Below are 13,381 nucleotides of genomic sequence, written 5' to 3'. Positions count from 1 at the left end.
ACAAGAAAATGAAAGCTTCAAAGAAAAACATAGCGATTACTTTTGGGATAGCCTTACTGCTTTCAGGCACATTATTTTTCACATTTTTCCTGAAAGAAAATCAGCATAGCTTTTCAGGGGTAAACACCACTCCTCCACCTGAAAATGACATTGCTTTTGAAAACAAAAGCATCAGCAAAATTGAATACTTTGAACAGAAAATTGAAGAGGATAACACTGCCTATAAAAGAGATCGGAATCATAAACCCATTTCCATGGTCAAAGGGGTGGTTCCGGATACAATTCCTAATTCCAACAAGGAAAATGAAAAGGTTCTTTTGGAAAATGATTCCAGCGTGACTCCAGCTTCCCAGGCTTTTAATCCTGAAAATATGCAGAAAAGCATACTTCCAAAACCAAAAAAATTAATTCCATCCATTTCAAACAAACCACAAACAAGGGTTTTTCATGAAAAATCGCTGGAATCAACCAAGCAAATAGAGCCAGAGGAAACAACTTTCAAAACCGCAAAGGTTTATCCGGCTTCAGGCTCAACTATTGTTTTACCAACCCAAAAACCAGCCATTCAAATTGTAAAAGCCAAAGTCTTTAAAGACCATAAAATTAAAGCAGGTGAAGCTGTGACTTTTCGGTTGCTTCAGGACTTGACCTGGAACGACATCACCATTCCAGCCAATCAATTTTTTACCGGACGATCCAGTTTGCAAAATGGCAACAGATTGCAAATTAAAATCGAGCAATTGGTTTTGGAAGGAAAAATCATTCCCCTCTCCATAGAAGTCATGGATTACGATCAATTGGCCGGAATAAAATTGGGCAAAGGATTTCCGGCCAATAAAGCCCTTGCTGAAACCGCTGAAGAAGGAGTAGAAACAGCTTTGAATTTTGCCACCAGAGGAATGGGAAATTTCCTTGTTGATCCCTTAAAAAAAATGAGCAAACAACCCGCTATCCATTTGCAGGATGGCTATGAGGTCTATTTAAAATTTCAACCATGAAAAAGAAAACTACTACCATATTATGCGTTGCGTGCCTGATTTTCGGAATACTAAGTATTCAGGAAGTCAGGGCTCAGTACCAAAAGAAAAGGCCCAAAAGTGCCCGTTTTAAAACCCCATATTCCTTTGGAAAAGCCCAGCACACCAATGGCATGAAGGGAATGGAAATAGGATTAGGAGCCGGAAAAAATGGCTTTACCACTCAGGTGGGTTTTCATTATTTTCTATCCAACAAATGGCAGACTGAACTCACCGCACAGTTTGAAAAAGGGGATTTATCCGGAGTGGAATTCCAAAGTTATTACCTGGAATTAGGTTCCTCCTATACCTTTTTCCACCTGAATGATAAATTCTATTTCAATGGTCTGAGTGGAGCATCAGCCGTTTGGGATGACTTGCCCAATGCCACCGAAAAGAGCCTGAATGCAGCGGATAAAAATGTGGAAATGGGTCTGGGTATTTTCCTCGGATTGAGCAGCGAATGGTTTTTCCATCACCATTGGGCTTTGACCGTGAAATGCCAACAGCATTTTTATTTCAACAACACCTTTGGCCACCAACGCTTTTTTGCCCGAAGTGGCTTAAAATTCAGTTTCTAACCCAAATCAGCTTGCTATATGTCCAAACTACTACTCACCATTTTACTATTATTTCCCTTCTGGGTATTTGCCCAAAGAACAACTCCTTATTACGAATCCTTAGAATTCTACCAATATGGCCCGGAAGCTACCGTTCCCGTGCCGGAAAAAGATTGTACGCTGGGGGATTGTTCGAGGGGATGCTCCGGGGCAGATTTCAACTTTTTCTATCAGGCGGTTTATCAATTTGAATTGCCTTTGGGAGGACTGGATTTCACCCCAACTTCCGCTACTGTTACCGATGAATTTAAGTTGAATCCGCTAACTACCACCGAATATAAAATGGGAGAATCCTATTTTATTCGCTCTGGAAGTTATAACTCTTTAGATGGCAGTTGTAACCTCACAGATGATACAGAAAATATTAAAACAGTTGGGCAATGGACCATCAAAGTTATTGCTTTTAACCTCACTGATCAAAATCTTTCCTTTTGCCAAAATGAAGGACTAATTGATTTGAAAGACTTCCTCTCTTTTTATGATCACAAGGTGACCTTCAACCATCATCTGGTCAATGCAGAAGGTTTTTTTGACACCAAAAAAGCTGAAACAGGCAGTCATGTGATACCCATTTCAAGGGAATTTTATAATGGTACCAAAACCTTAAAACTCACATTAGAAGTCAAGCCCAGTCCTGTAGTATTTGCAGGGGAACCTATTCAGATTTGTATAGAAAACCCTTCTGTCAACCTCCATACTTTTTTTGATGATCCTGCTAAAGATCCCAAAATTCAATTCAATGGAAATAGTATCACCCAAAAAGGCAAGTGGACTTTACCTGCTGAATTCAACGAAATTACCATCACTGCCGGTGAAATCAATCCGGCTGATTTTAAGCAAGCTTTAGGCAATAAGGAAAAGATTTCAGTGGATCTGAATTACACTTATCAGGCAGCCAATGGTTGTGTGGATGCTGATACCAGAACCATCACTTTTTTCAAAAAAGCAGCTGCTCCTCAGGTCACTTCCACTTCGGTCTGTGGCATTCAGGATAAGACCATGGTAGTGGAAAACCCCAATCCTTTACTTCTGTACAGGTGGTACAAAGCTTTTACCTTGGGCAATGGTCAGGAGCAAAAAGAATATTTAGGAGAAAGCACCGAGCTTTTATTAAAGCAGGTTTCGGAAAACATTAAACTTATCACAGTGGCAGAATACCGGGATATTTCCGGTTGTTTTAGTGAGGAATCCTCATCCACCATTTCCTTTCAGGAACTCCCGGAATTGATTCCTGCTGCCAACATTTACAAGTGTGGTCCGGGAAATTATACCTTATCAGCCAACCTGATTGACAAAGCCATTCAGTTTCGATGGTATTCGACTGCATCTGGAGGGCAACCTTTATTTAATCAGGATGAATCCGGTAAAACCTTTCAGGCCAATATCCCAGCTTCAGGCACTTATGATTTTTTTGTGGAAAGCTACAGGACCAATATCTCCGGGGAAGAATGCACTAATCCAAAGCGGGCTAAAATTTCCCTTATCGTCCGGGATATTCCCCAAACTCCGGACTTAAAACCTTTTGCCCCTGTTTGTGGAGAAGGACAAAAAGCATTGATCAGTATTTTAAATCCGAATAATTCACCGAATACCAAAATCATCTGGCTGGATAAAGATGGACAAACCGTGCTTGGAGAAGGCAATACCTTTGAACCAGCGATTTGGAAAAATGAGGTTTTTAATAACAAAAGGCGATTTTTTGTGGCCAGTAGCATCACTTATGAATCGGGGGAAACCTGCCAAAGTGTAGCACTTCCTTTTGATGTTACTTTAGTAGATTTACCAGCCAGACCAACCAATAAAAGTTATTCCTTTTGCTACGGGGAGGAAGGCATAATCGCACCAGAGGCTCAAAGTGGAATTGTAGCCTACAAGTGGTATTCCAAAATATCTCCAGAGAAAATTGAGTTGCCTAATCCCAGTGGAAACAGCAGAATTTTTAACCTGGGCCCAGTTTACAGTTCAGGAATTTATTATGTTTCAGCTGTCAATGAAACGGGTTGTGAAAGTCTTCCGGCTGAAATACAGGTGACCATGGAACATTTGCCGGGAGAAATTACCAATTTGCAATTTCCTGCTGAAATTTGTGTGGGAGAAGCCGCTTCCATTTCCGCTTCAGGTTCTGTTTATGCGGATGCGTATTTGTTTTTATCAGAAAGTGGGGATAGTCTGGCGCAAACTAATGGAATATTCTCCACTGGTATATTACTTGAAAACAGAACTTACAGTTACCAGGTGGTTCCTGTAAATGGAAGGTGCAAAGGTCCTGGAAAATGGATACAGATAAAAGTGAACGCACTGCCTCCCAAACCCATTGTAGACAAGCCTTCACCCTATTGTGGAAGTTCTAATATCATTTTGAATGCCACTGGTGCACCAGATGACCACGATTATTTCTGGTATGAAAGTTTAGAAGCAACAAGTGCTATTGGAACCGGTCCCACGCTTCATTTGCCTGATATTGCTGTTACTACTGCTTATTTTGTAGCCATAAAAAGGCTGGATCATCTGGCTTGTCAAAGTGAAAGAATAAAAGTTAGGGTGGAAATTTTAAGTATTCCCGATGCTCCGGAAGCCGAAAGTCAGGCCATTTGCAAATCCAGTGGAAGGGCTGAATTATCAGTTAACAATCCGGTCAATCTCAACTATCGCTGGTATGCCAATGAAAAGGATGAAACGCCTATTTTCATTGGAGAAAAACTGGTAACAGAAGAACTTTCCCAAAGCAAAACTTTCTTTGTGACTGCCCAATCTCTGAATGGTTGCGAAAGTGATAAAGTTCCGGTAAGTGCCATTGTTTATGGGGATGATCCCATTGATATTGGGGACAGTTTAAGCATATGCCAATTTGCTGAGGCAATTGATTTGATGGAGGAGGCTGAAATTAAAGGCGGTATTTTCACTGGAAAAGGTATAGTTGAAAACAATTCTTTTGATCCGGGGAAAGCAGGTTTTGGCACTTACCAAATCGATTATTTATACCAGACTGAAGATGGCTGTGATTTGAAAGGCCATAGAATAATTACCGTAACGGCAGGGTTGGGGAAGGACATGGATTTATCCGCTTCACTTGGTGAAAGGATTCAAATATGTGAGGGGAGCTCCACTCTTGATCTTTCAAATTACACTAATTACTCCAATGGAAAGTGGTCTGGGGCTGGGGTAATTGGCCACACTTTCGATCCTCAAATTGCCGGAACAGGATTGTTTTTGCTTAATTATACCGTAGAAATTAACGGTTGTATTTATTCAGGAATAAAGGAAATTGAGGTGATGGAAAACACGGCTCCCTTACCCAATATTCAACTTAAAAAAGAAGCCTATTGCCCTGGTGAGTTGGTGGAAATCACAGCTTATGTGTTGGATAAAAACAGTGTGAAAAATTTTCATTGGTATGATGAATTAGGGAATGAACTGACCACAGGAGAAGTGCTTCAGATAGAAGCTACCCCCGATCTTACAGTTTTTTGCAAAGCTGAAAATCTCACAGGTTGCCTTTCTGAAGCCATTTCCATTGAAGTGCCGGTATTGCCTTTACCCACCAGCATTCAGGCCGGTCAAGAAGAGGTGAATGAGCATGAAGCCGTTCGCTTTAGTGCATTGGAAAAGGCAGGCAATACCACCTTAAGTTACCAATGGAGCTTTGGGGATGGAGGCACTTCTACCCTGCCCGACCCGGCATATTTTTACCATGCTGCCGGGGATTATCAGGTGACATTGACAGTGGAAAACAGTGCGGGCTGTTTAGATACCCTGACAAGTCAAATCAAAGTTAAACCCATTTCCACCTCCGAGGTTTTAGGACTGGCTGATCCGGATGAATTGGGCATTGCGGTTTTTCCCAACCCTTTTAAAAATGAAATTAATTTAAGCCTTCCAAATGAAGTAAAAGGAGAAGTTTCTCTTTGGCTGATTAATGCCACTGGGCAAGTGATTTGGGAAGGAAACACTGATTTTGGTGGGGTTAAAATTGATACCAATAACCTCCCCAGGGGTCTGTATTTCCTCAAATTCAGGCTTAATGAAAAATATGGTTTAATCAAACTGACTAAGACTAACTGATGAAAAATACTACTATAAAATTACTGAAACTACTAGCTTTATTAAGTCTTTTAGTCAGCTGTGATTCCAGAATTGGCATGATGGAAGAAATTAATCTTGCACCACAAGTTTCCCTAAAAAAACCGGGAGCAAATGAATTGGTCACGCATCTCACTGATTCGATTAAACTTAGAAAAGCTTCTGATTTTTTCGAATTTCATTTATCTTTAAATGATGACAATTTGCATGAACTAATCTTTGATTTTATTGGAAATGGCGAGTTGTGGATTGAAAATACTCAATTCAATCACTCAAACAGTATTTCCCTTACGGACTCCCTGCTTTTATTGCGATACAAACCAACTGAGACTGGAATACACCAAATCACTTTTAGCGCCACTGATGGTTTTGGACTCACTTCAAAGCCTGTTACTTTGGAGCTAAAAGCTTTTGAAAACCTGCCACCCATGCCCAAAATTTCAGTGGCATTTAAAGGAGTGGCACATCCCTTTCATTATGTTTTGGATGCTTCTGAAAGTCTGGATCTGGATGAAAAATGGGGAGGCGGAATAAGCGAATTCCTTTTCGAAGTGGATGGGGTGACTTATACTTCCAAAACTCCTGTTTTGGACTATATTTTCCAGGGAGCCGGTCGCTATGAAATCAAATTAAAAGTAAAAGACAATGAAAACCTTTGGTCTGATCAAACAACTATGGTACAACAAATAAATTAACCTGACCCATGAAAACAATTGTATTGAATCTTTGCCTGATTTGGCTGTCTTTACCAGCTTTTACCCAAAATGATACCGTGCCCAGAACCATGGAATATGCCACTGTCAGAGTGCGGGTTTATTATCAGGGTGGAACTTTGGTGAAACCTTCCGGGGTGAATCCAAATCCTATTATTGAGATGTCTAATTTTTCCACCAAACTAGAAGATTACTCAAAAAACCCTAAAGGTGATAAGTTTAAAACTGCCAATGAAATTTTAAACTATATGAATAAATATGGTTGGATTTTATTCTCCACCTCAACCCTAGATTATAAAGGAAGAGGTAGCGATAATTCCAGTTTCGCCAATACAAATGAATACTTACAAATTTATACTTTCCAAAGACCATTGCCGAAATGAGAAAAATTGTTTTCATATTGATTATTCTTATAAAAATATCTTCCCCTGAAAGTACTGCTCAGGTTTTACCTCCTCCCCCTGACCCGGTCACAACTTCCATTCTATCCAAAATGCTTGGCATAGACATCAAATCTTTTGCTCAGGATGTGGAAACTTTTCAAACCCTGAAAACACTTTCCAAAGATGCGCTGGCAGCCAAAAGGAATCTGGAGAAAATTTACAGGCAACAAAAGGAGATTCGGGAGCGGTTGAAAAACAGGGAAAATGTCAAAGGCTTAATTTGGGGTGATGCCGCCTGGGCTATTGGCAGAACTACTGGAATCAATATGAATCCTGCAGACTACATCCCCAAAACCGAGTGGACCAATGAAATGGCCAGAAGCATTAATCAGGGTTATTATGATGCCACCACTTTAAAAGCTTTAAATACCACTTACAACCGCATTTCCTACTCTGCCACTTCCCTAAAATCTACGGTGGAAAGCATGCAGAAAAAAAGGGAAATGGCAGAATTGAAGGAATCTAAAAAATTTGATCGGGCTGCCATGATTTCCGAACTCATGAAAAAAAATGAAGAACGAATTATGGAAATTAATGTCATCCTGAATGATACTTCTCAAATTGAATTGACAGATGGGGAAATTTTGATGCTGATGAATGAAAGTGTAAAACTCATCCGCTCTAACCTCATGCTTCAGGAAGATTTGGATAAAATCATTTTCAGCGAACCGGACCCCATTATCAAAGAAGAACAGGAAATTATTGAGCAACTCAAGTTTAAAAACAGCCTTAAAGAATTATATTAAGCACTAGTGCTAATTATTATTGAGGTAATTTATTCCTCTTCCCAACACTTGTGGCTACAATAAAATCTATAATTTTTAATCAATTACATCAATGGAGGAATTTTCAATATACGGAATTGCAGTTCACCAGCCTTTTCTGGATTCAGTGAAGGTGATTATGGGAGAAGTAAGCCAGTTGGCCATTAAAATTGGGGCGACCATTCTTACCATTCGCCTTTCCCTTCAGGTGATTCAGGGCTTCATTTCCGGTTTGAAATTCAATTACCAGCTTTATCGGGATACCCTTTATATCTTCATTGCCCTGCTTACCTACATGGTTTGGAATCCCATGCTCGATCAGTTTTTTACCGTCATTTTATATGGCAGTGATTTTCTGGTGGATCAGCAGGAAATTGAAAACACCCTCAACATGATCAGTGGTTCTCCCAAAGTAAAACCCGGTGAACCCGGCTGGGAAGCAGCCTGGAATAACATCAAAGATCAAATGTTAGCCTTCAGGCAAGCTGTGGGAGAATTCGATTCTTATCTCACGAATATGATTTTTGGAGGGCTTACCGGAATCATCCGGTTTGTAATTCTTTACCTGAGAATGTTTTTGCTCTCATTTGTAAAAATTGTCGGTCCATTAGCCTTTATGTTTGCCCTAATGCCAGGTTTTACCCATGGCATTAAAAAATGGTTTGATTTCTACTTTTCCATTGTTTGCTGGTTGCTTACGCTCAATTTACTCGATGCACTGGTGTATAATTTTTACACCCTGCATTACCAATCCATTGCCGATGGTTTTGATCCCGGACTGGCACCACTATTTTTAATTATCAATATCGTGTTGTGTTTCCTCTATATACTTGTGCCATTCCTTACCTCCATTTATGTGGGAAAAACCACTTCTTCCATTTTTATGGCAGCTGCTGTGGGTTTGGCCACCAAGGTTACCGGTTCATTTTCCAAAGTGGCTCGTTTGGGGAAATTGGCAAAAGCTGCTAAATAATGCCTAAGAAAATGAATAAGGGCAACCGTGCACATTTGCTTCCTTTAAATCAAACCACCAATTTTGGAATCTCCTTAAACTCCTATGGTGGTTCACTATAAAAGCATCCTTAGAGGATGCCTTCATCATTAAAAGAATAATGACTTTCCTCTGTAAGAATGATGTGATCCAGCACTGGCAGATCCAGAAACTTACCGGCTTCTTTTAATTTGTTGGTCAGTTGGATATCTGCATGGCTGGGGTTGAGGTTGCCACTGGGATGATTGTGGCATAATATCAAAGCACTGGAGCAACTTTTCAGTGCGGCTGCAAATATTACTTTGGGATCGGCCACTGTACCAGAAATTCCTCCTTTTGAAGCGGTGAATATGCCCAAAACTTTGTTGGCTCTATTGAGCAGTAGGACTTTAAAGGATTCTACAAAACCGAGTTGTCCATCTTCCCAGTGCTTTCTCAGCAACTCGGCTGCATCACTGGAGCAGGTAATTTTGTAACGCTCACTTGCAGGAACTTTTGAGTGGTAAGAGATTTCAACTTCAGTCACCTGGAACAATGAATTTCTTTCTTTAGCCATGATTTGATGGGTTAAAGGTTCAACAAAAATTTTGAACCAGCCCCACCCTTTCTGGAGGACTAAATGCAAATGGCAGCGGAATAAATGGATCAGGCGCCAGGAACAGCGGGTTTATGCCGAACACTTTTGCATCAATTGCAGAGACTTGAGGAGGATGTGTCCTCCACGAAAGGGTAACTTTGTTGGGAATTTTAGTTGGATTTTGGGTGGGGGTTTAAGGGTAAGGATTAAATGGTTGGTGAATTTTAATTGGAAAAATTATTTTCTGGTTATTCTAAAAAGATTATCTAGATACTAAATGTAAAATATAATCCGTAGGTAAATATAACCGTTGGATGCAATAAGATAATTAAATCCCAATTAGAGATGAAATTCAAAACAATGCTTAGCTTTTTCTTCATAATATTTAGTTTACCTCTCTTCGCACAATCTGGAATAACTAAAGAAATAAAAGAAGAAAAAAGAGGTGATTTAAAAATAATTCGAACACAATATATTAATTCAGAAACAAATCAAATTGACTTTCAGGCAGAAGAAATATATGATAAAAATGGACTACATCTTGAGACAAGGATGTTGGATAAAGAAGGCAACTTAAAAGAGTCTAAATATGAAGGCAATGCTATAATGAAGATGGAATATGATTTAAACGGAAATATGATTAAGAAAAAATTTTTAGACTCAGAAAATAATTTGGTTAACGGAATAGAAGGATATGCAATAATTGAAAATGTATATAATGATCAAGGACAATTAACTACAATTAACACCTATGACCAAAATGAGGTATTAGTAAACCATGTAGGATATGGTTATTCAACGATAAAAATTGACTATTTTGAAAATGGGCAAAAAGTACGAAGAACTTTCTTTAACGTGGAAGGAAATATTGTAGAAATAGGATTTTGCTATTGTGCATTTATAGAATTTATTTATGATCAAAACAGCAAATTAATTTCAACAAAGTATTTTGATAAAAAAGAAAATTTGTTGAGAGAGACCAAGTCAAAAAATAAATAAAATTATAACCTCATCTAATAGGTGCTTGACAGGGAAAATCAAACCTAAAATATAAAATCAAGTACAAAACCACAATGAATGGTGATGATTTCTACAGTGACTTTTGACTAGGTGACTTACTTCAATGCTTTTTACTGAAAAAATAAATTTCTATTCATTTCAAAGTTAAATTTTTAATGACCTAGAGAAATAAACCCAACGGTATTTACAAAATCCTAAGCAGTAATTAAAAGTAAACTTAAATGGTAAAATATGTATTCCTAATTTTTCTTTTAATCTCAAGTTGCACTAACAATTATTACAATTACGACCCTATTAAATTGGGGAAGTACAAAGTAAAAAATGGAACAATTGAATTTTCAAATAGTGTAAGGATAAAAAACAACCTTTTTATTAGTAAAACTGAGGTTAGCAACTTGGAGTATTTGGAGTATTTACATTATATTAAGGATTCTACTGAAGAATATTTTTCATTACAATTACCAGATACAATGGTCTGGACAAGTCATGATTTAAATATTAATAGTGCTTTTTCCAGTGAAAGCGAGCCTTTTATTGATCATTACTTAAGAAATCCTGGATATGGTTATTCACCTGTGGTGGGAATATCATTTGATCAAGCTAATAGATTTTGTAAGTGGTTAACCGATATTTGGACAGAAAAAGTGAATTCTCCAGAGTTTCGTAAAAAACTAAAGTCCCTGAAAAAGTATCATTTAAAATTAACATATAGACTACCATCAATTTCTGAGTGGGAATTGGCTGCTATAGCTAATATGGATACTACGGTACATAAGTATGGTACCTTAACTGGTAAAAGAAAGAACCGTAGCTTATTAAAAGATTATAACAGGAAATGCTTTAAATTTTACGATGAAAAAAGTGCAAAATATGATTTAAGTTGTAAAATAATCAACAAACCTCAGTTTGATAGCCTTGGATTAACTTATCATCCAAATATTATAGTAAACCTTGTGGAATTTAACGTACATGACCATTTTTATTTGGATGATAATATTAAAAAAACATATCAGTGCAAGGGGCTAAGGAAAATGCCTTCTGGTGTCAAATCCAATACCCCGAATAATTTTGGTATTTACAATTTAATTGGCAATATGGCTGAAATGACAAATACAAAAAATATTTCCAAAGGAGGAAGTTTTAATAATAGGCTTCAAAATATTTCAATTGGGAAGAATACAACTTACGAAAAACCTTCAGTCGATTTAGGGTTTAGATATGTAATTGAGGTAACTCTTGAAGAAAAGTAAATCAAACTTTTTAAAAAAAATCAGTACCAAAATCAGTATGTCTTGTGATGATTTCCGCTGTGACTTTGGTCTAGGAGACTTATTTCAATATTTTCCCTGAAAAAATAATATTCTGCTTATTTTCAAAAAAGTATTTGCAAATATATTGGTAGTGATAAAAATGAAAAAAATACTGATTTTTTTATTCATCATAATTAGCCTTCTGATGACATGTGTAGGAGAAAACGACAGCAGGAATGACTTACTTTATGACGACTCCGATAAGGCTAATTTGTTAGGTAATTGGATACTTATCCAAACTGAGAGCGAATTACTTAAACAATTTCAAGACACTGTAAATTGGAATTTCCCATCAGACTATGCTGATCAATTTAACGAAAAAGAATTTCTGGGTCAAGATTTATCCTTAGAAGCCCGAATCAGATTTGAAAACGATAGTATTTTAAGTCTTTCAAATGAAAACAAATATTACTATCAATTTGACGAAAACACCTTAATTCTGATTAAATCTGATTACGTTATTGGATATAATTATGAAATGAAAGATGATTTACTGATTATAACAGAAAAACTTTCCACACCAATAAAGAGAATACTAACATTTAAAAAGAAAAAGAATAATAAATGCAGCCAAAAACGAATATAGAATTCAAAATTTTGAATCAACTCAAAAATGGAAGAACTGCAAATGGTATGGTCGGAGCAAAAGTTTCAGCCACTGGTCAAAACCCCAATAATAAAGCTTGGATAACGGTTTTGATGATAAAAGGAGCAGATTGTAGAGAGGAAATAACAAAATTCTACTTCCTAAATTATGAAGTTGAATATCTTGAATTTGATGAAAAATATAATGAAGAAATTCATGGAAATGATTGGGATTTATTTCTTATTAGAACAGAAAAATATTATAATATAAAGGATGAAATTGCACTAGAGAATATCCTTAGAATTTGGTTGGATGATGTAAATAGATTGAAACCGGTTGCGAATATTGAACTTCCTAATTTTTAATATTATAAATTTTAAGTTGATAATTAATTTGTGTTCTTTATCTGGCTTTAATTATGCCTATTTAAGGCCCAGAAAAGAATTAACAGAATGATATATTGTTTAATTATTCAGTAGTAAAATTTTTCATTTGCACTATCCGTTTTTATGCAAAATATCCCTCGTTAATTTGAATTCTTAAGTAAGATTTCCTCCCTAACTCTTTTATTTAAAAATATGAAGTCATTATTAATTAAGCCAGCGATTCTTATATGTTCAATTGCATTCCTAAATTCTTGTAGTTTAAAGGACAAAAACGTCCTTATTGATGAAAATTTTGATAATAATGAACTACGGTGGATTGAGGAAGAAACTCAATATCATTCCTTAGAATTGAAAAATGGGAAATACCACATACATGCAAAAGACACCATTCGCCAAACAAGTTCTGCTCCATATAATAGGACATATCTTTACAATTTGAAAGAAAATTTTTCTGTCACATTCAAAATAGATCTATTGGGAAGAGATATTGATTCCCATTCTCGAGCAGGTATTATGCTGACATGCGCCTCCATGGACTATAGAATATATATAACCAACAAATCTGAGATAGTTGTTTCTGAAGAGTTATATGCAGATAGAAAGGAAATCATTTTATTATCTAAATTTACGGATAATGACATAACAAATTCGCCTCAAGAAATTAAAGTATTTATTAGTGGATATAAGGGAAATATAATTTACAATAAAAGGGAAATAGGTGAATTTGAGCTTAAGTCTAAAGCGTTAGATGGTATTAGAATTTTCACATCTCCTCGAACAAGTATAGATGTTTATAACATTAAAGTTCAAAATATTTAAATTCGGTGAATAACATTCCAATAATAGTTCCTTATTCAGGTTTTGAGGGACTAGAT

General features: G+C 36.9%; 13 protein-coding genes. 12 read left to right on the top strand and 1 reads right to left on the bottom strand.

Annotation, left to right across the window (positions count from 1 at the left end; genetic code table 11):
- Positions 1-8: 8 nt before the first annotated feature.
- From traM to A3EM_RS0105065, 7 genes are all read left to right on the top strand, one after another.
- Positions 9-998, top strand: coding sequence for a conjugative transposon protein TraM (traM, locus tag A3EM_RS0105095; RefSeq protein ID WP_020527098.1), 990 nt, complete (start codon positions 9-11; stop codon positions 996-998).
- The gene (locus A3EM_RS0105090; RefSeq protein ID WP_020527097.1) at positions 995-1,597 is read left to right on the top strand and encodes a hypothetical protein; all 603 of its coding nucleotides are present in this window, start codon (positions 995-997) and stop codon (positions 1,595-1,597) included. Before traM ends, A3EM_RS0105090 begins: the two co-directional genes overlap by 4 nt.
- 18 nt (positions 1,598-1,615) lie before the next feature.
- Entirely contained in the window at positions 1,616-5,698 is a 4,083-nt protein-coding gene (locus tag A3EM_RS0105085) for an Ig-like domain-containing protein (protein WP_020527096.1), read from the top strand.
- Positions 5,698-6,411: a beta clamp domain-containing protein gene (locus A3EM_RS0105080; RefSeq protein ID WP_020527095.1), complete on the top strand. Its 714-nt coding sequence runs from the start codon at positions 5,698-5,700 to the stop codon at positions 6,409-6,411. The genes A3EM_RS0105085 and A3EM_RS0105080 overlap by 1 nt, the downstream gene beginning before the upstream one ends.
- 8 nt (positions 6,412-6,419) lie before the next feature.
- A complete protein-coding gene (locus A3EM_RS0105075; RefSeq protein ID WP_020527094.1) occupies positions 6,420-6,812 on the top strand; it encodes a hypothetical protein in 393 nt (130 codons plus the stop codon).
- Complete coding sequence (locus tag A3EM_RS0105070; protein ID WP_020527093.1) at positions 6,809-7,618, top strand: hypothetical protein; 810 nt, start codon at positions 6,809-6,811, stop codon at positions 7,616-7,618. Before A3EM_RS0105075 ends, A3EM_RS0105070 begins: the two co-directional genes overlap by 4 nt.
- A 91-nt stretch (positions 7,619-7,709) precedes the next feature.
- Positions 7,710-8,609 carry a hypothetical protein gene (locus tag A3EM_RS0105065; protein WP_020527092.1) on the top strand — a complete coding sequence of 300 codons (900 nt, stop codon included), beginning with the start codon at positions 7,710-7,712 and terminating at the stop codon, positions 8,607-8,609.
- Positions 8,610-8,718: 109 nt separating this feature from the next.
- Here the strand turns inward: A3EM_RS0105065 and A3EM_RS0105060 are convergent, their stop codons facing one another.
- Positions 8,719-9,183: a JAB domain-containing protein gene (locus A3EM_RS0105060; protein WP_026210105.1), complete on the bottom strand. Its 465-nt coding sequence runs from the start codon at positions 9,181-9,183 to the stop codon at positions 8,719-8,721.
- A gap of 366 nt (positions 9,184-9,549) precedes the next feature.
- Here A3EM_RS0105060 and A3EM_RS0105055 point away from each other — a divergent pair, with 366 nt between their 5' ends.
- The 5 genes from A3EM_RS0105055 (at position 9,550) to A3EM_RS0105030 (ending at position 13,325) form a co-directional block, all read left to right on the top strand.
- On the top strand, positions 9,550-10,203 hold the full coding sequence (locus A3EM_RS0105055; protein ID WP_020527090.1) for a hypothetical protein: 654 nt from the start codon (positions 9,550-9,552) through the stop codon (positions 10,201-10,203).
- A 242-nt stretch (positions 10,204-10,445) separates the two neighbouring features.
- Positions 10,446-11,474, top strand: coding sequence for a formylglycine-generating enzyme family protein (locus A3EM_RS0105050; RefSeq protein ID WP_020527089.1), 1,029 nt, complete (start codon positions 10,446-10,448; stop codon positions 11,472-11,474).
- Positions 11,475-11,634: 160 nt separating this feature from the next.
- Entirely contained in the window at positions 11,635-12,120 is a 486-nt protein-coding gene (locus A3EM_RS0105040) for a hypothetical protein (protein WP_157637744.1), read from the top strand.
- 11 nt (positions 12,121-12,131) lie between these two features.
- Positions 12,132-12,485: a hypothetical protein gene (locus tag A3EM_RS0105035; protein WP_157637743.1), complete on the top strand. Its 354-nt coding sequence runs from the start codon at positions 12,132-12,134 to the stop codon at positions 12,483-12,485.
- Between the two features lie 213 nt (positions 12,486-12,698).
- Positions 12,699-13,325, top strand: a complete 627-nt coding sequence (locus A3EM_RS0105030; protein ID WP_020527085.1) for a hypothetical protein — start codon at positions 12,699-12,701, stop codon at positions 13,323-13,325.
- Positions 13,326-13,381 lie beyond the last annotated feature (56 nt).

Source organism: Flexithrix dorotheae DSM 6795, from assembly GCF_000379765.1.
Lineage (GTDB): Bacteria > Bacteroidota > Bacteroidia > Cytophagales > Flammeovirgaceae > Flexithrix > Flexithrix dorotheae.
This window is presented reverse-complemented; position numbering and strand designations above follow the sequence as displayed.

Coding starts and splice junctions, on each gene's coding strand:
- A3EM_RS0105090 (WP_020527097.1), top strand. CDS start 995: ATGAAAAAGAAAACTACTACCATATTATGCGTTGCGTGCCTGATTTTC.
- traM (WP_020527098.1), top strand. CDS start 9: ATGAAAGCTTCAAAGAAAAACATAGCGATTACTTTTGGGATAGCCTTA.
- A3EM_RS0105080 (WP_020527095.1), top strand. CDS start 5,698: ATGAAAAATACTACTATAAAATTACTGAAACTACTAGCTTTATTAAGT.
- A3EM_RS0105085 (WP_020527096.1), top strand. CDS start 1,616: ATGTCCAAACTACTACTCACCATTTTACTATTATTTCCCTTCTGGGTA.
- A3EM_RS0105070 (WP_020527093.1), top strand. CDS start 6,809: ATGAGAAAAATTGTTTTCATATTGATTATTCTTATAAAAATATCTTCC.
- A3EM_RS0105075 (WP_020527094.1), top strand. CDS start 6,420: ATGAAAACAATTGTATTGAATCTTTGCCTGATTTGGCTGTCTTTACCA.
- A3EM_RS0105055 (WP_020527090.1), top strand. CDS start 9,550: ATGAAATTCAAAACAATGCTTAGCTTTTTCTTCATAATATTTAGTTTA.
- A3EM_RS0105065 (WP_020527092.1), top strand. CDS start 7,710: ATGGAGGAATTTTCAATATACGGAATTGCAGTTCACCAGCCTTTTCTG.
- A3EM_RS0105030 (WP_020527085.1), top strand. CDS start 12,699: ATGAAGTCATTATTAATTAAGCCAGCGATTCTTATATGTTCAATTGCA.
- A3EM_RS0105040 (WP_157637744.1), top strand. CDS start 11,635: ATGAAAAAAATACTGATTTTTTTATTCATCATAATTAGCCTTCTGATG.
- A3EM_RS0105060 (WP_026210105.1), bottom strand. CDS start 9,183: ATGGCTAAAGAAAGAAATTCATTGTTCCAGGTGACTGAAGTTGAAATC.
- A3EM_RS0105050 (WP_020527089.1), top strand. CDS start 10,446: ATGGTAAAATATGTATTCCTAATTTTTCTTTTAATCTCAAGTTGCACT.